Below are 21,204 nucleotides of genomic sequence, written 5' to 3'. Positions count from 1 at the left end.
AATGTAAAAATACTGACATCAATAAATCTTGAAACTACATCAGCGGATCAAATTAATTTTTTATCTTTGGGAGAGAAGAAGCATATCAATAATTCAAATCTTCCTATTTAGAACAATCAAATAGAAAAAATTTGTTATGCAACAGTAGTTGATTTATTAGTGATTTCTAGATACGAGTCCGTGGTCGATAAGCTATTTCAGAGCTTAAAATTTAATGATAAATCAAAATTTAACCTGAAGAAATTTAGTACTTAATCTGTGAAGATAACGATTTCATCTTAGCCTATAAGTTCTAAAGTGGTATAGAACACATCGTACTTTATTAAGGTTAAGTCAGTTAGCACCTACCATGGACTATGCTTATTCATAAGGATTATGTTAAATTACGTGCTATCTTTAAATTCCGTATTAATTATACCTTATTGTTATTCAAATCTTTCTAAATAAATTCTATCGACTAGAAAGTTGTACTCTCGCTTTCTTGGATGATCATCTTTTTGTGTAAAATGACTTAACTCTCCAAGTTTTGTGTCTGGATGCGGGTTAAAGAGTATAAATGGAAGTGCGGCACTTACATGATAGCGATTTTGAGCTGTATATCTCACATTCACCTCAGGTGTTACTCTGGTTGGCCTTCTAATTCTGAGCTTTGCATTTTCTGATAGACTAGAAACTCTATATTTTTCTTGTTCTACTAGCTGTTGCCATTTTTCCTGATCTATCATCCTCGGATTTGAATAAAGTGAAGAGCGATTCAACATCTCCATAGCAAGTTCTTTACTCAAAACTCTGGTTGCATGTTTTTTCATCCAGGTAAATCGAACGGAATAGGGAGCTGTGGATTCGCTATGTATTTTTCGATAGGCAGCCAAAGTCATTAAGTTAGGAACTGCACTATGAACAGCTTCGAATCTGGCATCATTGTTAGAAATTTCCAGAATAGCATTTTTAAAATTTTCTTTGGCAAGATTCACAGCATTCACCCTAGACTTGATAATTTCTTTAGAGTCATTGACTAACAAAAGACCTGGGAACCTTTGCAACAACTTTCCGCTTTCGCGGTCGTTCAAATAGAGATCGCGATAAGCATCTAAACATTTAGAGAGTGCTTTTTCACCTTCTATTTTTGTAACTGCTATATTTGTTGGAGCGGTTTCTTCATCTTGCTTTTTTATATCAGGCAGTTCATAAAAAGTTGCTTTTTTTATATCGGCTTCAGTCAGTTCATGGCATAGCTGATTAATATGCTCGTTAAGAATATCGAAAGTTGAACGTATATTAAATTTATTCATTGTATGATGTGTTCTAGTTATCTCTTTAGTATTATATCAAAAATAATGAAATCTCGCTAAGCGATTTTACTATGAGTCCCTAATGGAACAAACTAACAACATCATTTGCACTAGACCTCCATTTTCTGAATTAAGTTGGATACCTTATTAGAATATCAGTTTGAGAAGTTAGGTATCTGATTAATTATTCGTGAATATTTTAGTGATGAAGTAAATGCTTATTATTTATAAAAGTATGATGTGTTCCAATAGATGTATACAAATTATATCAAAAATACTCTGATAGCTCATATTTATCTTCACTTATTAAGCTTTTATTCGGAGCGTCTAGGTTTTTTGAGAAATAAAATATTAGCTAGTAAATTTTAAAATAGGAAAATGATTTTATGTTGTCTTGTTGAAACTGCTAATTAGTTTTGTGGAACTGAGATTGTTTCATTTATCTACGTATGATGTGTTCTTTATGGGTAGGCCATAATTATATCAAATTTTTTTGGATTTCTCCTATAAAATTGGATTTTGATAAATTTTGGAGGGAGTTCTTAACGGGCAATAGTCATTTAAAAGCGATGGCTAGTGATCACTCAGGATGACAACGCTACTTATCAGTTTTTTGATTAATTTTTAAATTTGGTAATGATTTTATATAAATTATCTAAATTGTATGATGTGTTCCTTAAGGTTCCTCGCGATAATACTCTTTTTCATAAATTAAAGTCAACTTTTGATACTGACAAAGTCTTCTTCTTGTTCAGATTTTAGTCGTGAAAAACAATAGTAAGTGTTCACTTATTTTGTTTCGACCGAGCACTTTTCCGTAGGCATGAAGGTTTGATAAATTCTAGTTAGGCCGGAAAGGGAAGATGATAGATGGTTAGTAAGTGAGTACTCACTATGCAATAGTCATTATTTGGGATCCTTTAATGGGATTGGCTAAATTATAGAGTAGAATACTGAGTTTAATTTTGCACTTTCAAAGAGAACAACCTTACCACTTCTTTTTCTTGGCTATGAATCTTCGAGTAACATCCGCACTTTTGTAGTCGTACCTGACTAAAACACGAAGACGGTTATAGTACAAGTTTCTTTTGCTTCATGCATATGTTCAGTTCGGAGTTGCAACGCTAGTACTAACTTTATAGTAACTAAACCAGCTACTTCAGTGATTGCTTACTATTATTCAAACTTCGCCGGAATAAATACTAATGTCAATGCCGTACTCGATTTGTAGCGAAGTTAAAATAACGGAAAAACACGAGTAGATAGAAGACACTACTCCTGTGCTTTTATTATTTAAATATCATATCGTTTTTACACCTGAATTCATGGTCTGATCGTTAACGAGCAAAGTCGACAGAGATCTTTTCAAGCGTCTGAACAACTTGCTTGAGAGCGAGTCAAGCTAGATGTGCTAACTGTTAATGGGAAAATATTTCTGAAATTAACTGTCCCGAAAATAGTGAGATTTTTGGAAAGGAAAATAGCATTAAGCTATTGAGCGAGTAACCTTATACCTAATTATTTTAGGCAAAGTGACTATCTCTTGATACTGTAAGAATAAAAAAGTCGTTGTGTTAGACATAAAGAAAAGAGTGAGGGTCAATAGCAAACTCAGTAGTACTCTTGTTATCAATACTACCTTCTTGACAGTAGAATACTTTACTTATTTTTATCTGATTATAGAGATAAGCACTGCGTTACTACGTTGCCCAGCGAGATTTCGTTGTTTCAATAAGATAGCTTAATCAAGAAAATTTATTTTATTTAAATAACCCAGAGCATTGAAGAAAAATCTTTTCAGTGTTGAGTTCTCATTGGAGGATAGGCCTATTGGAAGTATCTTTACGCGTCACTACTTTCAAAAATTATATACCAGATGTGATTCGTACTCATAGCTATCACTATAGACTCATTTTTTCTTGCTTCCTTCCTACTCATAAAATACGACGAGTTGTTATCCAATGACTTGTAACTGAGTTGAAGGGATTAGATTACTAGTCTGAACTTAAATAAACCTTCAATTTAACATAACGCTCCAGCTAAAGTCAGTGTGTCATCTTTGTATATAAATGCTTTATCAGACGATTTGCTGAAGAGGTAGGCTGGGGCATTCCGCTTGATCACAAATTCTTGAATTGACTTCCATTCGTCAGCGCAACTAATCAAGACACTCAAAGTGAAAAACAAGACGTCGACAAGATTATGTTTGATATTGGTATAGGTTCCAGGGTCTTCAATTCACTCTAAAATGAGTGATCGTACTCATTATAGCGACTTAAAGACTAGAATATAAAAGTCCGATACTCGTCAACTTTAAGTCCCGTTTTGTGCTCGCTGGAAAGATGTATTAAAAAACATCATATCTTAATGAGGTCGATATTGTGATTAATTTCTTAAGTAGTTTTAGCGAATGTTTCAAGTTATAAGATTAATATGTGTATGATGTGTTCCTTGGTGAAAACAAACTAAAGTTTTTCCTTGATGAATAAGGGGGCTTGGGGTACTGTTCAATGGTGGTAACACATATTGGAATGAGGAAAATACAATGGCTAATTGGAGCCCAAATAGCTGGAGAGATAAACCTATCTTGCAGCAACCTGAATACCCAAATTCAGAGAAGTTAAAATCAGTTGAAAAAGAACTAAATTCAGCACCACCGCTCGTTTTTGCAGAAGAGACGCGGAGCTTGTATAAAAGCCTAGCAGATGTTTGCGAAGGTAAAGCTTTTATATTGCAAGGTGGTGATTGCGCAGAATCGTTTTCAGATTTTAGTGCCGCTAATATTCGTGATACGTTCAAGACACTTTTACAAATGGCTGTCGTATTAACATATGGCGGTAAATGCCCGGTAGTTAAAATTGCTCGAATGGCAGGGCAGTATGCTAAGCCACGTTCTTCAGATTTTGAGACTATTGATGGTGTTTCTTTACCTTCATACCGTGGTGATATCGTTAATAGTTTTGAGTTTACGGAAGAAGCGCGTATCCCAGATCCTGATAGATTGATGAAAGCATATCATCAGTCAGCAGCAACACTTAACCTACTTCGCGCGTTTGCGCAGGGTGGTCTTGCTGATCTGCATCAGGTAAATCGCTGGAATATGAGTTTCGTAGCTGCAAATCCGTTAAAAGACAAGTTTCAACAGCTCGCAGAGCGTATTCAAGAAGCACTTGAGTTTATGGAAGTTTGTGGCATCGATTCAACAGTAGCACCAAGCCTAAAGGAAACTCCGCTTTATACCTCACACGAAGCGCTATTGTTAGGTTATGAAGAAGCGTTAACTAGACGAGACCACTTATCGGGGGACTGGTACGATTGTTCTGCTCACTTTGTTTGGATTGGTGAACGTACGCGTCAGCTAGATCACGCTCATATCGAATTTTTCCGTGGTATTAAAAACCCAATTGGCGTAAAAGTTGGCCCAGGGATGCAAGAAGATGAGTTAATTAAGCTTGTCGATGCGCTTAACCCTGATAATATTCCTGGTCGTCTAACACTTATCACTCGCATGGGTGCAGATGTGTTGCCGGAAAAACTCCCTAAATTAGTTCGCAGAATTCAAGAAGAAGGCCGCAAAGTTATTTGGACTTCGGATCCGATGCACGGAAACACTGAAAAAGCGACGACTGGATATAAGACACGTAGCTTTAACAATATCCTAAGAGAAATCAGTCAGTTCTTCGCAGTGCATAAAGCGGAGGGTAGCTATCCTGGCGGTGTGCACTTAGAAATGACAGGGCAACACGTCACTGAGTGTGTTGGTGGTGCCTATGGTCTATCAGACGAAGACTTATCTCAGCGTTACCGCACCCAGTGTGATCCGCGTCTAAACGCAGACCAAGTTTTAGAGCTAGGATTTTTAGTTGCTGATCTACTAAAAGACGCTCGTAAAACAGTATAAACAACAAACAAAGGGCCGCATTGCGGCCTTTTTAGTATTTATGGCGCTTTAACCCAGTTTCAGAAATAATCTTTGCTGATATTTCCTCAACGGAATAACGTGTACTATTCAAGTAAGGCGTTCTATTCTTTTTAAATAGCATCTCAACTTCTTTGACTTCAATACGGCATTGTCTGATTGATGCGTACTTGGAGTTAGCCATTCTTTCTTGCCTTATTGCGGCTAATCTTTCGGGATCTATGGTTAAACCAAAGAGCTTACCTTTGTATTTATCTAGACATTTGGGTAGTTTTCCACTTTCTAAATCATCCTCTGTCATCGGATAATTCGCGGCTTTTATACCATATTGCAATGCTAAATATAAACTTGTCGGCGTTTTACCGCTGCGGCTGACACCAACCAATATGATATCTGCCTCGTCATAGTCTTTAATATTTGCGCCGTCATCATTTGCAAGTGCGTAGTTAACTGCATCTATTCTAAAATCATAAGAAGATTCGTGAATGCTATGTGTCCGGTGCATTTTTGGCACCGGCTGAACTTTTAGCTCCCTTTTTACTATTTCGCTGGCATAAGATAAAAAGTCGTAACAAACCCCTTGCGACGATAAAATAATATCGGACAATTCTGGATTAACGAATGTAAAAAACACCAATGGTTTTTCACCTGAAGTCTCAGCAACCGAGTCTATTAATTTTTTGATTTCATTTGCTTTTTTTACTGTTTCTACAAATGGTATCGTTTGGTGATTAAATTCTACAGGGAACATTGAAAGCGTTGCGTGACCAAACACTTCAGAGGTGATAGCGGTACCATCGGAAATATAAAATGCTGTTCTCATTTTGCTATTATTCATTCAGAAATTGTTGAAAATAAGCCATCGCGGTTTACGAAGACTGCCTTACCGTTGTAGAATGCCCTTGACCAAGTGGAAAGGTCAATTAATCTCTCACATTTAATACAATTTGTTTTGGAGACAGTTCCGTGCAAGACTACGTTCTCTGGTATCAAGAGTTGGGTATGCAAGATGTACCTCGAGTTGGTGGTAAAAACGCTTCTCTAGGTGAAATGATATCTAACCTTGCTAACGCTGGTGTACAAGTACCTGGTGGATTCGCAACAACTGCTGATGCGTTTAATGAATTTCTTGAGCAATCAGGCCTCAATGAAAAAATCCACTCAATCCTAGATACTCTCGATGTTGACGATGTCAACGAATTAGCCAAAGTCGGCACCCAGATTAGACAGTGGGTTATCGATACACCATTCCAACCAGAATTAGATAAAGCAATCCGTGAGGCGTATAGCCAGTTACACGGTGACGCAAGCCAAGATGTCTCCTTTGCTGTTCGTTCATCAGCAACAGCAGAAGATATGCCAGACGCCTCCTTCGCTGGCCAACAAGAAACTTTCCTAAATGTTCGTGGCATTGATGCCGTAATGGTCGCTATCAAGCATGTTTTTGCTTCGCTATTCAATGACCGTGCAATTTCTTATCGTGTACACCAAGGCTATGATCACAGAGGCGTGGCGCTTTCTGCTGGTATTCAGCGTATGGTGCGTTCAGACAAAGCGTCGTCTGGTGTTATGTTCTCAATCGATACTGAATCAGGCTTTGAAGACGTTGTCTTCGTTACTTCTAGCTATGGTTTGGGCGAGATGGTAGTTCAGGGCGCAGTAAACCCAGATGAATTTTATGTTCATAAGCAAACGCTTGCAAAAGCAAAACCTGCTGTTCTTAAGAGAAATATTGGCTCAAAAGCAATCCAAATGATCTACTCAAGTGATGAGTCTCACGGCAAGCAAGTTGAGATTGTTGATGTAGACTCAGCACTATCTAACCAATTCTCGATTACAGACGCAGAGGTAGAAGAATTAGCAAAACAAGCTGTTATTATCGAAAAGCACTACGGTCGTCCAATGGATATCGAATGGGCAAAAGATGGTAATGACGGCAAGCTTTATATCGTACAAGCCCGTCCAGAAACCGTTCGTTCAAATGAAGATGCGAACGTAATGGAGCGCTTCCAGCTAAAATCAAAGTCTGAAGTTATTGTTGAAGGTCGTGCAATCGGTCATAAGATTGGCTCAGGCGTAGTTAAAGTCCTGTCTTCAATTGATCAAATGGACTCGGTAAAGCAAGGCGATGTACTTGTTACTGATATGACGGATCCTGATTGGGAACCTATAATGAAGCGTGCCTCTGCTATCGTAACGAATCGTGGTGGACGTACTTGTCACGCTGCAATCATTGCGCGTGAGCTGGGGATCCCAGCCGTGGTTGGATGTGGTAATGCAACCGATTTAATCACCAATGGTGACACGGTAACAGTATCATGTGCCGAAGGCGATACAGGTTATATCTACAAAGGTGAACTTGAATTCGATGTTATTTCTTCTCGCATCGATTCTATGCCAGCTATTCCGATGAAGATAATGATGAACGTAGGTAACCCAGATCGCGCGTTTGATTTTGCGAAGTTACCACATGCAGGTATCGGTCTTGCGCGTCTTGAATTTATTATCAACCGTATGATTGGTATTCACCCTAAAGCACTACTTCATTTTGATAAGCAAGATACAGAGCTACAGGCTGAAATTAAAGAGCTAATCGCGGGATATGAATCACCAGTAGAGTTCTATATCAACAAGTTAGTTGAAGGTATTTCTACGCTAGGTGCAGCATTTGCTCCGGAGCGTGTAATCGTTCGTATGTCTGACTTTAAGTCAAACGAGTATGCAAACTTGGTTGGCGGCCAGCAGTATGAGCCGGAAGAAGAAAACCCAATGATTGGTTTCCGCGGCGCATCTCGTTACATTTCTGAAGACTTTAGAGAGTGTTTTGCATTAGAGTGTGAAGCCATTAAACGTGTTCGCAACGAGATGGATCTAACCAACGTTGAAATCATGATCCCATTCGTTCGTACCCTAGAAGAAGCGGCTCAAGTTATTGAAATCCTTGAAGCTCATGGTCTAAAACGTGGCGAGAATGGTCTAAAAGTCATTATGATGTGTGAACTTCCATCAAACTGCCTGCTTGCTGATGAGTTCTTAGAATATTTCGATGGCTTCTCGATAGGCTCAAATGACCTTACCCAGTTAACACTTGGTCTGGACCGCGATTCTGGTCTTATTGCGCATCTGTTTGATGAGCGAAACCCAGCTATCAAGAAACTACTTTCAATGGCAATTCAAACTGCTAAAGCGAAAGGCAAATATGTAGGTATTTGTGGTCAAGGTCCATCGGATCATGAAGATTTTGCTGCTTGGTTAGTTGAAGAGGGGATTGACTCTGTTTCACTTAACCCAGATACAGTACTTGAAACTTGGCTTTATCTAGCTGAAAAGTTTACTAAATAATTTAATGGCCCCAATGCAACACATTGGGGCTATTTCATTTCTGAAATGTCCTATCTAACTTTTCGCAGCCAAGCTTAAACAGACGCTGCACATTTTTTAGGTGCTTCTTTGCGCCTTCATGATTCATCGAGAAACACACCAAGGCCGCAAGTAAAAAGATAACCGATGGACCGGGCACAACAAAGAAGATCAATGCTAGAATACAAAACACAATACCAGCAAGGTCGTAAATAATTTTCATGTTATTTCCTCCTATACAATATGAGTATAAGGTGTGTGGTGAAATAAACTATTTCCAATTGTAACAAACCATAAAATTCTCAAGTTGATCATTAATCCTTCGTGATACAATTAATTCAAAGCAAGTAAAATATACCGTCATGATCGCAAATATTAGTCAGCAGGATTCTGCAAACGAACTTATCAACCTCTATCAAAGTAAACTAACTGATGCAGGTTTTAGTGGGGACATTGATACGAGTTATGCAACTCGTCTTGTTACGTCAACCGACAATAGTATCTATCAGGAAATCCCTCAAGCAGTATTATTTCCTAGAACAAATCGAGACGTACAACTTGCACTTGAAATCGCCCAACAAGACCCATTTTTGTCTCTCACTTTTGGCCCTAGAGGCGGAGGAACTGGTACGAATGGTCAATCACTTACACCCGGTATCGTGATTGATCTATCGAGACACATGAGAGAAATTCTTGAGATCAATGAACAAGAAGGCTGGGTTCGAGTTCAGGCGGGTGTGATCAAAGATCAGCTTAATGACTTTCTAAGACCTTACGGCTATTTCTTTTCTCCAGATCTTTCCACCAGTAACCGAGCAACAATAGGTGGTATGGTAAATACAGATGCATCGGGCCAAGGTTCACTCGTTTATGGCAAAACAAGCGATCATGTTCTTGGGCTTAAAACCTTTTTAGTGGATGGAACAGAGCTAAATACCTCGAAGTTAGCAATCGATAAAGCCGAGCTACTAGCTGAGCAAAATTCAAAGACTTCTCACATTTATGCGAATGTCATCGAGATTTGTCGAAGCAATCGAGCACTTATACTAGAAAAATTTCCAAGACTAAACCGTTTTTTAACTGGTTATGACCTCGAAAATGTATTCAACGATTCACTAACTACTTTTGATTTGTCTCGAATTATTACGGGTTCTGAAGGTTCCCTTGGTGTTGTAACCGAAGCAAAACTTAATTTAACGCCAATTCAGCCATATAAAACCCTAATAAATATCAAATATGACTCATTTGAATCAGCGCTTAGAAACAGCCCTTTCTTGGTTTCCGCTAATGCTACATCGGTCGAAACTGTAGATAGTAAAGTTCTAGGTCTTGCCAAAGAAGACATCATCTGGCATTCGGTATCGGACTTAATTCAAGATGTACCAGGTGTTGAGATGCAAGGTCTTAACATGGTTGAGTTTAATGGTGAATCCGAAGATGAAATTTCGTCTAAAGTCGATAGTTTATGTCAACGACTAGATCAGCTTATTGCTAATAAAGAGGCGGGTGTTATTGGTTATCAGCTTACCAACGATAAAGCGGATATCCTTAAGATCTATGCGATGCGTAAAAAATCAGTTGGCTTATTGGGTAACGCAAAAGGTAATAAAAAGCCACTTGCTTTTGCCGAAGATACAGCCGTTCCGCCTGAAAACCTTGCTGATTTTATCATTGAATTTAGAGAGTTACTTGATAGTTACCAATTAGATTATGGTATGTTTGGTCATGTTGATGCCGGAGTTTTACATGTGCGCCCTGCACTTGATATGTGCGACCCCGAACAGGAAAAATTACTACGTGCGATCTCCGATAAAGTAGTGGCGTTAACTGCAAAATACCGAGGACTAATGTGGGGAGAGCATGGAAAAGGTTACCGAAGTGAATATGGACCAGAGTTTTTCGGTGAGCAACTCTTTAATGAACTTCGTAAAATTAAAAGTTTATTTGATAAAAACAATCGCCTAAATCCTGGAAAAATTTGTACACCACTGGATTCAAGTGATCAATTAGTGTCAGTCGATGCACAGAAGAGAGCTTGGTTTGACCGTACAATCCCAACTGAAGTAAAAGTAAACTACGAAGCGCCAATCAATTGTAATGGTAACGGACTTTGCTTTAACTATGATGACAACTCACCAATGTGCCCATCGTACAAGGTAACCAAAGATCGTAGAAACTCTCCAAAAGGACGCGCTGGGCTATTTAAAGAGTGGTTACGACTACAAAGCAATAAAGGGGTCGATTTGATTGCTGCAGAAAAGCAATTAATCAATCATGAAAATGATACCACTTGGTGGGAGCGCTTTCTCAATACCCGAAAGAAAAACGAATATGACTTTTCCCATGAAGTTAAAGCATCAATGGATGAATGTTTAGCCTGTAAAGCGTGCACAACGGCATGCCCAATAAAAGTGGATGTTCCTACGTTTCGAGCTAAGTTTTTAAACTTTTACTACAGCCGTTATAATCGTCCACTTAAAGACTACTTAGTTGCGAATATAGAGCGAGCACTGCCTACCATGGCTAAGTTTCCAAATTTAGTTAACGCTCTACAGAGTAATCGCATATCAAACTTTTTCGTTGAACGGATGATCGGCTATATTGATTCGCCAGCACTAAGTAAGGTGCAGCTTAGCAAGTTAGTGCCGAACAAATATTTCTATTCAGAGCGCAGTTTTGAAAAGTTAAGCGATGAAGAACAAAAAAGCGTGGTATTTGTTGTTCAAGATCCGTTTACTAGTTTCTATGAAGCAGAATTAGTATCGGACTTTGTGCAAGTTATATCAAAACTTGGGTTTTATCCACTTGTATTACCATTCAAACCAAACGGTAAGCCACAACACGTCAAAGGCTTTTTAAAGGAATTTAAATCGACTGCGAAGACTGCCGCACAGTTTTTAAATACAATCAGTGAATATAACAGGCCTTTAGTTGGGCTCGATGCCTCTTTGGTGATGTGCTATCGCGATGAATATAATGATATTCTCAAAGAGAGCAGGGGAGGCTTTAAGGTACAATTAGCGCATGAATGGCTTGCAACAGTCGATATCCCAACGGCTGCGACAATCAGTCCATCAAAATTTACGTTGATAAGTCACTGTACAGAAACAACAGCGATGCCTGAATCTAAAAATGTTTGGCAAGGTATTTTTAATAAGTTGAACTCTAATTTAGAAGCGGTTAATACGGGATGTTGTGGCATGGCGGGAACTTATGGCCACGAAGCGCAAAATCAGGAAAACTCAAAAGCGCTCTATGAATCCTCATGGCAGCATCATATTGATAACGCAGCTCAAGATGAAATATTAGTGACTGGCTTCTCTTGTCGATGTCAGGTTAAACGCTTTAGTGGAGAAAAACCAAAACATCCGCTTCAAGCACTTAATAAACTACTAGATTAATGTAGTAGCCAAACGAGCCCAGTTTACTGGGCTTTTTCTATTAATAGTTTTAGCTGAAGATAAACTGAGTTAATTCACTTTTTTGTATGATGTGTTCTTTAGACGGTGTTGCGCGAATACAAGTTCCTTATTCTCGAACCAGTATAATTGAACCGCTCAATAATATTGATCCAATTAAAGACTCAAAAGCTATATTTACCATCATCTATACAACACCAGCAAACGAGTATTCGATAGTACAGTCGTCGATAAGTCGATAAGTCGATAAGTCGATAAGTCGATAAGTCGATAAGTCGATAAGTCGATAAGTCGATAAGTCGATAAGTCGATAAGTCGATAAGTCGATAAGCTATTATTATCGCTTGACCATAATTCGAAAGGGGATTGGGCGTTGTGTTTCCAACTGCTTAAGTTTATCTATCGACTTATCAGTAAAGATATGGCCTTTTGGTAGCAATAAAATTCCTTGATTACTGTGAAGCGCTAAACCTAATATCATGCCAGGCTTGAGTTTTTCAGTTGTCAATATATCAACCGAACCGACTTGCTCTTGGCCTAGCTCGTTGTTACTCACTGCTTTCTCTAAAATATCAACGACTTCTGGGGAGTAGAAATTTCCTCTATAGGTTCGGATAAGATCTAGCGCTAAATCGGCTTTCTCTTTATCAGAACCGTTAGCGCTGTATAAATTGTCATAATAATCTCGGGCGACAGCAAGTATCTGTGAGCCCAAAGGAATTTCTTTGCCTTTAAGACCTTTAGGGATCCCTTGGCCATTAAATTTTTCAAATTGATGATAAATCGCCTCGGATACGTCAGATAAGTGCTGCGCTGGCATCAACATAAGCTGTGCAATGGAAGGATGCGTATAATAAATTTTCTTTTGTGCTTCGCTTAGTTTTCTGGGTGGCGATTTATAAATTTCTGGGTCCATAGCAAGTAAACCTACTTCCGCTAAATACCCTGACATCATAGCCGTTTCAGCTACTTCACTAGAAAGTTCTAGCTTATTAGCTATAATTTTACATAATTTGGCTATGCTCTTCGCTTTTTTACCATCGATAAATGGATTTGCATTCAGAAAATTATAAAGTAACTCGACGGTAGCCCGATGTTCTTTACGTTCTTTTTGATTAGCTTGCTCTAATTGACTTAACACTTTGCGGATCTGCGCAGTGCGTTTTTGTACAAGTCCTTCAAGGTTTTCATTTAACTCAGTGAGTTGCGCATTTTTTTGTACTATCTCTTCATTTAGTCTCTTATTTACGCTTTTTAATCTGTATTTCTCTGAACATTCTCTCACGGTATGTACGAGTATATCGTTATCCCAAGGCTTTTGAATATATGCATGGATCCCACTTTCATTGATGGCTTTAATTGTTGAAGCAAGATCTGAGTATCCTGTCAGTAATATCCGTTGCGTGTCCGGGCATATACGCTTTACTTCATGCAAAAATGTAGCGCCATCCATTTCAGGCATCCGCATATCACTAATAACAACTTCAAATGAGGAGTCTCGGATCAGCGCCAAGGCTTGCTGTGGATCACTACAGAGCTCTGCGTGTATTCCATTTTGACGGAATAATCGATTTAATGACCGTATCACATTCGTCTCATCATCGAGACAAAGCACTCGTATCGCTTCATTTGAAGTCGTTGATAGCTCAGCAAATTCCAAAGTTCAATCTCCTAAATGAATTAATTTAAACTTAGTTCAAAAAGGAAGCCACGACAAGAAACCATTAAAATACGCCTTAAGTCTAATATTACCCTTCAACCTTATTAATAACTTTTCAATATATGCTTAAAAAACAAACTAGTAACTGTATAAACTTTAGAGAAGTAGGCTAGTAACTATCGCTTAATATTAAATAATTACAGTTTTATTTCTATGTATCAGAAAACTAAAACTAAGCATATTAATCAACAATTTAGTATTACATTTTGATGAAAAGCAAGCTCCAATTTACGCTTACGTTAACGTTATCAGCTAGAGAAAAATGTTGTTGCCATATTGATTTTATGTGTTAGGTTTATGTTGTTATTGTTAACCAAATACAATAAATGGTTGGAGAACCAAACTATGAAACAACATGTAAAGACCCTTAAATTATCGCAAATGGCTTCTATCCTCGGAGCCATTTTATGCGCTAACTCATATGCTTATAATTGTGATGGCTTACCTGAATGGTCACAAAATTCGGCATATAATGGCGGCGCTCAAGTACAAAAATCGCAACAAGCTTTTGAAGCGAAATGGTGGACTCAGGCTGATCCAGTTACCCATTCCGGTCAGTGGGATGATTGGAAAAAATTGGGCGACTGTGACAGCGTTGTCACAAACACACCACCCACAGTACAGAGCTTACTTCCAGCTGATGGCAGCGCTTTTAACGAAAATGACAGCGTTGCCATTTCTGTAAATGCAACAGATAGTGATGGCCAAGTCGCACAGGTAGAGTTTTTTGTAGATGGCACGTCAGTTGGTATTGATACCACAGCGACAGGTGATAATTTTTCATTTAATTGGTCAGCAACCGCTGGAACACACGCAATTTCAGTAGTTGCAACAGATGACAAGCAAGCTGTGTCCAACACATTAATAACCAATGTCATCGTTAATACGGCAGGAAATCAGTTACCTACAGCAAACCTTTCGTTAGGCGGAGGTAATAATCTGGTTATTAATCAGCCTGTAGACATCGTTCTTGATGGTTCAGATCCAGACGGCTCAATAGCAAAACTAACCCTGCTTATTAACGACCAAGTCGCATTTGAAAGTGCAACAGCACCAGCTCAACATACTTGGACACCAACGCAACTGGGCACAGTAACATTAAAGCTTGTTGTTGAAGATAATACCGGTGCGACAGCAGAGAGCATACTCAACGCAAATGTGGTTGAAACACCGCCAGTTGTAAACAGCTGTGTTCCGCATGGTCTTTATCAGACTCCAAACACATCGCCTAATTACTGTGATATTTATGACGAAAGCGGTCGAGAAAAAATGGGAACCGATCACCCAAGACGCGTCATCGGTTACTTTACCAGTTGGAGGACAGGTAAGAATGGTCAACCGAGCTACTTAGTTGATGATATTCCATGGGATAAGATCACCCATATCAATTACGCTTTCGCGCACGTTGATGCCAATAACAAGGTTTCAATAGGTAATCCAACAGCTCCTAACAATGCAGCGACGAATATGACTTGGCCGGGGGTTGCTGGTGCAGAGATGGATCCATCTCTTCCCTATACCGGTCACTTTAACTTGCTAAACAAATTTAAGAAACAGCATCCTGATGTTAAAACCTTGATCTCAGTCGGCGGTTGGGCAGAAACCGGTGGCTACTTCGACGAAACAGGTAAGCGAGTTGCCAGCGGCGGTTTCTATACGATGACGACCAATGCAGATGGCAGCGTGAATCACGCTGGTATTGACGCGTTTGTAGCAAGTTCAGTTGAATTTATCCGTAAATATAACTTTGATGGTGTCGATATCGACTATGAATATCCATCTTCTATGAACGACTCAGGTCACCCGGATGATTTTGCGATATCAAACCCGCGTCGAGCGGCATTGAATGCTTCTTATCAAGTGTTAATGAAGAAGCTAAGAGAAGCATTAGATCAAGCAGGTCAGCAAGACAATACACACTATCTATTGACGATCGCATCACCGTCTTCTGGTTACCTTCTACGTGGTATGGAGACATTCCAAGTCACCAAGTATCTAGACTACGTCAATATCATGTCTTATGACTTACATGGAGCGTGGAACCAGCACGTTGGTCATAACGCATCGCTATTCGACACCGGCGAAGATTCCGAGCTAAAACAGTGGAATGTTTACGGCACCAAAGAGTTTGAAGGTATTGGTTACCTAAACACTGATTGGGCGGTCAAATATTTCAGAGGCTCTGTCTCTGCAGGGCGCATCAACATCGGTATCCCTTATTATACTCGTGGTTTTAGAGATGTAACGGGTGGTACAAATGGCCTTTGGGGGCAAGCTGCATTACCTAACCAAGCTGATTGTCCTCCGGGGACTGGCAGCGGTGAAAAGAACAAGTGTGGTAATGGTGCTGTGGGTATCGATAACTTGTGGCACGACAAGAACGGTGTTGGCTTAGAAGTACCCGCAGGTTCTAATCCGCTTTGGCATGTTAAAAACCTTCAAAATGGCGTGTTAGGAAGTTACCTAAGTGATTATGGACTAGATCCAGTTAACAACCCAGAGCATCAGATTAGCGGTACCTATGCCCGCCATTATGATTCAGTAGCGGTTGCTCCTTGGCTCTGGAATGCCAGCAAGAATGTTTTCTTATCCATTGAAGATGAAGAGTCAATGGCTGCGAAAGTCGACTATGTCATCAACCAAGAACTAGGCGGAATCATGTTCTGGGAGCTTGCTGGTGACTTCGATTATGATGTAAGCAAAAATGAATACTTCATGGGTTCATCGCTAACAAGCTTAGCCTACAACAAGTTTAATCAAAGTGGCACGCCATACTCGGTTAAACAAGGAAATAAGACCTTTGTAAAACCAGCTTCTGCAGTTGATGTCACATTCGTTGCTAAAGATTTCCCAGCCGGAGATGCTAACTATCCAATTGCACCAACTTTTGCCTTTACCAACAACTCAGCGATAGATTTGAGTGGCGCAAAAATTTCGTTTGATGTTCCTGTTGCAACATCAGCAATTTTCAAATCTAACTGGAATGCACAAGAAAAGCTTGGTATGGCAGTGGACGTAAATGGCTCAAATGCTGCGGGTAATAATATTGGCGGCTTCGAAAACGAATTCCACAGATTCTCTATCACCCTTGTAAACGAGTGGGGTGGTACGCCTAAGTCTTTTGCTCCCGGCGAAACCATCAATGCCCAAGTCATGTACTACATGCCGATTTCTGGGCCCGTTAACTTTGTGGTTGAGAAAGACGGTAATCGCTATGCATTTACCAGCGAATATACCGACCTACCAATCGCGACACCTGGTACAGGGCCAACAGATCCGGTAACTAGCTGTAAAGGTACACCTATCAGTCAAATTGTGGTTTACCCGAACTTGCCACAGGGCACACATGCAGCTCAAGGAGATTTAATTGTTGAAGGAAACGCGGTGTATGAAGCGAAATGGTGGAGTAATAAGCAACCATCAGTCAGTAGCGACTATACCAAGGTTTGCAACTTGTAAATAATAAATGGGGAGCTTTGCTCCCCTTTATAAAAGGCGAATAAGCATGAATAGTTTACACCGTAAATATGCGCTTGGTCTTTTTGGCGCAACCTCAGTTTTGCTTTCAAGCGCAGTTTCAGCTCATGGTTTTATGGACTTTCCCAAAGCAAGGCAAGCGATCTGTCAAGCGCAAGGAGGTTATTGGTGGCCGGATGATGGCTCAAATATCCCAAACCTAGCGTGTCGAGCAGCTTTTCTAGACTCAGGCCATTTTCAGTTTGTGCAAGAACATGAATTTTCGACTAATACCGCTGACTACAATAACCTAGAGGCGGTAAAAGCGAATATCCCCAATGGTACGCTTTGCTCAGCTGGTGACCCAAACAAAAGTGGTATGAGTGTTGTCTCACCACACTGGCAGCGTACAGTTGTAGAGCCAAACGCTCAAAATAAACTTGCCATTAGCTTTAGGGCGACAACACCTCATAATCCCAGTTTTTGGCAGTTCTTCTTGTCAAAGCCAAACTACGATGGCGATACATCTCCTCTGACTTGGAATGACTTAGAGCTTATTAATGAATTTGGCAATATTGATTTCGTTGTGGATCCTGAAGGTAAACGCTTCTATAAAATGGAAATAGATATACCGCAAGGCCGTGAGGGCGATGCAGTTTTATATACCCGTTGGCAGCGGTTTGATGTCGCAGGAGAGGGATTTTACAATTGCTCTGATATCACAATAACCTCAACAGGCACGCCACCAGAATGGGTGAGCAGCGGCTATTTCTTAAAGCAAGGGCAAGATGCTAAAGTCGGTGATAGCGTGTGGTTTAGGACGTTTGACCAATCTGGAAATGAATTAATTAGCCATAACTTGAATGTAACCTCCACTAATGCATCAACATGGCAAGCTGAATTGGCTCTTTATCTTAATAGCAATTACGGAAATAAGGTCAACATTGGTGTTAAGCAAGCGGACGGTTCAATTGCGTTTGATGCAAATGCCTTATTAGCAAACGAAGTATTTTTGCCACATGCCGCTTACACCAGCAATCTTAGCGTTGTAAAAGGGGGTGACAACACCGCGCCTACGGTGAATCCAATTTCTAACCAAAGCATCGCAGAAAATAGCCAAGCGACAGTGCATGCTCATGCGTTTGACGACCAAAATGACCCACTGACATTCATATGGAGTATTCCTGCACCGCTTAGCTTTAGTGGCGAAGGTGACACGATTTCCATCTCAACACCTGAAGTGACGGCTGATCAAACCTTTCAGGCTGAACTTAATGTCACCGATGGCAAAGCAAGCACGACCGTAAGTTTCTCAATTACCGTTCAAGATAGCACCAATAACCAATACCCAGCTTGGAATAGTACAACTACCTATGTCGCAGGCGACAGAGTAACGCATCAACAGAAAGTGTATGAGGCCAAGTGGTGGACTCAGGGAGAAGAGCCCGGCGCATCCGATGTTTGGAAAGCAATTTAAAGAAAACCCAAATTAATTGGGTACAACATGTAACTACAATAAGGTTGAAGATATGAAACTTAATAAAATAACCAGCTATATAGGACTTGCCTTACTGAGTGGCGGGGCACTTGCAGCCCCTTCTACACCAACATTAGATTGGCAGCCACAACAGTATTCGTTCGTAGAAGTTAACGTCGATGGGCTTGGCTCTTACAAGCAACTGGTAAAAGCCAAAGATGTTGTCGATATTAGCATCAAATGGAATGCTTGGAGTGGCTCTGGCGGTGATAACTATAAAGTATATTTTGATGATCTACTCGTAAACCAAGGTACGCTTGCAGCTGGTACTAAAAGCGGAGTAGTACAATTCCCCTACACTAAATCGGGTCGCCATCAGCTTTATTTAGAACTGTGTGAAGGTACCGTATGTGCAAGAAGCGCAGGGAAAGAAATCGTCATTGCCGACACTGACGGTGCACATCTAGCGCCACTTCCTATGAATGTAGATCCGAACAACCGTAATAACGGTACAATACCAGGCCGTGTAACGGGTGCTTATTTCGTTGAATGGGGCATTTATGGCCGTAATTACGACGTAACTAAGATCCCAGCTCATAACCTATCGCACATTTTATATGGCTTTATTCCGATTTGCGGACCTAACGAGTCGCTAAAATCCATCGAAAATGGTAATAGTTGGAGAGCGCTTCAAACTGCATGTGCTGACTCTCAAGATTATGAAGTCGTCATTCACGACCCTTGGGCTGCAGTGCAAAAGTCTATGCCAGGGGTGGATGCAAAAGATCCTATTCGCGGTGTATATTCTCAATTAATGGCGCTAAAACAACGTTATCCAGACCTTAAAATTCTGCCTTCAGTGGGTGGTTGGACGCTATCTGATCCGTTCCATGGCTTTACAAATAAAGCAAACCGCGACACTTTCGTTGCGTCTGTAAAACAATTCCTTAAAACGTGGAAATTTTATGACGGTGTAGATATCGACTGGGAATTCCCAGGTGGTGATGGTCCAAATCCAGACTTAGGCGATCCAATTAACGACGGTCCAGCCTATGTGGCGCTAATGCAAGAGCTTCGCGCAATGCTAGATGAATTAGAAGCTGAAACCGGCCGTCAATATGAGCTCACTTCTGCAATAGGTGCAGGTTATGACAAGATTGAAGATGTAGATTACCAAGCTGCTCAGCAGTATATGGACTATATCTTTGCGATGACCTATGACTTCTATGGCGCTTGGAACAATGAAACGGGTCATCAAACCGGTATCTACTGTGGCTCTCATCTCAGTACTGATGAATGTAACGGGACAGGCGTTGACGACAAGGGTGTGCCACGCAAAGGCCCAGCATATACTAGCGACCATGCAATTCAATTGCTACTTCAACAAGGTGTGCAGCCCTCTAAGCTCGTTATGGGCGTTGCAATGTACGGCCGCGGCTGGGAAGGTGTGCTAGATGCAAATGCAACCATTCCTGGTAATCCGATGACGGCGCCGGGCAATGGCCCATTGACAGGTTCCACCTCTGAAGGCGTGTGGGAACCAGGCATTATGGATTATAAAGCAATTGCAGCGAACGCTGTAGGCCAAGGTGGTTCAGGTGTTAATGGTTATGAAGTAGGCTACGATGAGCAAGCACAAGCAGCATATGTTTGGAACAGAAGTAACGGTAAACTCATCACTTACGATAGCCCACGCAGCGTTATCGCAAAAGGTCAGTATGCAAACACTCATCAACTGGCTGGTTTATTTGGTTGGGAAATTGACGCTGATAATGGCGACATTCTAAATGCAATGTATGATGGCCTTACAGCAGGTGAGATCCCTAATCGTGCACCTTCTATCGGAGTTTCTGGACCAATCAATGTGACCTCAGGTCAGGTTGTGAATGTCGATGCGCAAGCAAGCGATTTAGACAATGATCCATTAACCTATTCATGGGTTGCTGCCCCTGGTTTGGCTTTATCTGCTAACAACACCGCAGCTGTCGCTGTAACCGCGCCTTCAGTCAATCAACAGACAAGCTACGACTTGACTGTAACGGTCAATGATGGCGTGTTATCAACAACCAAAACAATCGTTGTTGTTGTAAACCCAGAAGGTGCAAATGCAGCGCCTGTCGTTACACCGGTTTCAGATATTTCGGTTAATGAAGGGGCCTCGGCTACTGTCAATGTGTCAGCAACTGACCCTGAAGGCGCAGCGCTTAGCTATAGCTGGAGTGCACCAGCCGAGCTGAGCGTAGTAGCAAATGGTAGCTCAGCGACTATTACTGCTGCAAATGTCACTGCCGACACAACCGTCCCAGTAACCGTTACCGTATCAGACGGGGTGAACGCTGTTGATACAACATTTAATGTTACGATTAAAGACGGTGGCGCCCAATACCCGACTTGGGATCGCTCTACAGTATATGTCGGTGGCGACCGAGTAATTCATAACGGCAATGTCTTTGAAGCAAAATGGTGGACTCAAGGTGAAGAACCTGGAACCGCTGATGTATGGAAAGCAGTAACTAACTAATCTAACCATCCCCAATTAATGAGCTTGCCAGTCAAGCTCA

The 21,204-nt window shown here is 40.6% G+C and carries 10 protein-coding genes and 1 pseudogene; 6 read left to right on the top strand and 5 right to left on the bottom strand.

The window, feature by feature from the left end:
- Positions 1-425: 425 nt before the first annotated feature.
- Together CTT31_RS21305 and CTT31_RS23635 are read right to left on the bottom strand one after the other, a co-directional pair.
- Positions 426-1,292 carry a DNA replication terminus site-binding protein gene (locus tag CTT31_RS21305; protein ID WP_260492478.1) on the bottom strand — a complete coding sequence of 289 codons (867 nt, stop codon included), beginning with the start codon at positions 1,290-1,292 and terminating at the stop codon, positions 426-428.
- 2,118 nt (positions 1,293-3,410) lie between these two features.
- Positions 3,411-3,530 (bottom strand): annotated as a pseudogene (locus tag CTT31_RS23635) (ISAs1 family transposase); the annotation flags it as partial.
- A 307-nt stretch (positions 3,531-3,837) separates the two neighbouring features.
- Between CTT31_RS23635 and CTT31_RS21300 the strand changes: the two are divergent.
- Positions 3,838-5,193, top strand: a complete 1,356-nt coding sequence (locus CTT31_RS21300) for a class II 3-deoxy-7-phosphoheptulonate synthase (protein WP_010605527.1) — start codon at positions 3,838-3,840, stop codon at positions 5,191-5,193.
- Positions 5,194-5,224: 31 nt separating this feature from the next.
- Here CTT31_RS21300 and ppsR read toward each other — a convergent pair whose 3' ends face one another.
- Entirely contained in the window at positions 5,225-6,034 is an 810-nt protein-coding gene (gene ppsR, locus CTT31_RS21295) for a posphoenolpyruvate synthetase regulatory kinase/phosphorylase PpsR (RefSeq protein ID WP_039495336.1), read from the bottom strand.
- Between the two features lie 143 nt (positions 6,035-6,177).
- On the opposite strand from ppsR, the gene ppsA reads away from it, so the two are divergent.
- Complete coding sequence (gene ppsA, locus CTT31_RS21290; RefSeq protein WP_260492477.1) at positions 6,178-8,553, top strand: phosphoenolpyruvate synthase; 2,376 nt, start codon at positions 6,178-6,180, stop codon at positions 8,551-8,553.
- Between the two features lie 34 nt (positions 8,554-8,587).
- Here the strand turns inward: ppsA and CTT31_RS21285 are convergent, their stop codons facing one another.
- Positions 8,588-8,794 carry a PGPGW domain-containing protein gene (locus CTT31_RS21285; RefSeq protein ID WP_010605524.1) on the bottom strand — a complete coding sequence of 69 codons (207 nt, stop codon included), beginning with the start codon at positions 8,792-8,794 and terminating at the stop codon, positions 8,588-8,590.
- A gap of 139 nt (positions 8,795-8,933) precedes the next feature.
- Here CTT31_RS21285 and ydiJ point away from each other — a divergent pair, with 139 nt between their 5' ends.
- The gene (gene ydiJ, locus CTT31_RS21280) at positions 8,934-11,972 is read left to right on the top strand and encodes a D-2-hydroxyglutarate dehydrogenase YdiJ (RefSeq protein ID WP_260492476.1); all 3,039 of its coding nucleotides are present in this window, start codon (positions 8,934-8,936) and stop codon (positions 11,970-11,972) included.
- A gap of 355 nt (positions 11,973-12,327) precedes the next feature.
- On the opposite strand, the gene nosR is transcribed toward ydiJ, so the two are convergent.
- Positions 12,328-13,650, bottom strand: a complete 1,323-nt coding sequence (nosR, locus tag CTT31_RS21275; RefSeq protein WP_039495332.1) for a response regulator c-di-GMP phosphodiesterase, NosR family — start codon at positions 13,648-13,650, stop codon at positions 12,328-12,330.
- A 405-nt stretch (positions 13,651-14,055) separates the two neighbouring features.
- Here nosR and CTT31_RS21270 point away from each other — a divergent pair, with 405 nt between their 5' ends.
- From CTT31_RS21270 to CTT31_RS21260, 3 genes are read left to right on the top strand one after another with little or no spacing between them, the layout of a single operon-like run.
- Positions 14,056-17,169, top strand: coding sequence for a glycosyl hydrolase family 18 protein (locus CTT31_RS21270; protein ID WP_260492475.1), 3,114 nt, complete (start codon positions 14,056-14,058; stop codon positions 17,167-17,169).
- A 46-nt stretch (positions 17,170-17,215) separates the two neighbouring features.
- A complete protein-coding gene (locus CTT31_RS21265) occupies positions 17,216-18,643 on the top strand; it encodes a lytic polysaccharide monooxygenase (protein ID WP_260492474.1) in 1,428 nt (475 codons plus the stop codon).
- A gap of 52 nt (positions 18,644-18,695) precedes the next feature.
- Positions 18,696-21,164, top strand: a complete 2,469-nt coding sequence (locus CTT31_RS21260; RefSeq protein WP_260492473.1) for a glycosyl hydrolase family 18 protein — start codon at positions 18,696-18,698, stop codon at positions 21,162-21,164.
- Positions 21,165-21,204 lie beyond the last annotated feature (40 nt).

The sequence above is a fragment of the Pseudoalteromonas maricaloris genome, from assembly GCF_024746855.1.
Classification (GTDB): Bacteria; Pseudomonadota; Gammaproteobacteria; order Enterobacterales; family Alteromonadaceae; genus Pseudoalteromonas; species Pseudoalteromonas maricaloris.
The sequence above is the reverse complement of the archived record's forward strand: the minus strand, read 5'-3'. Positions and strand labels throughout refer to the sequence as shown.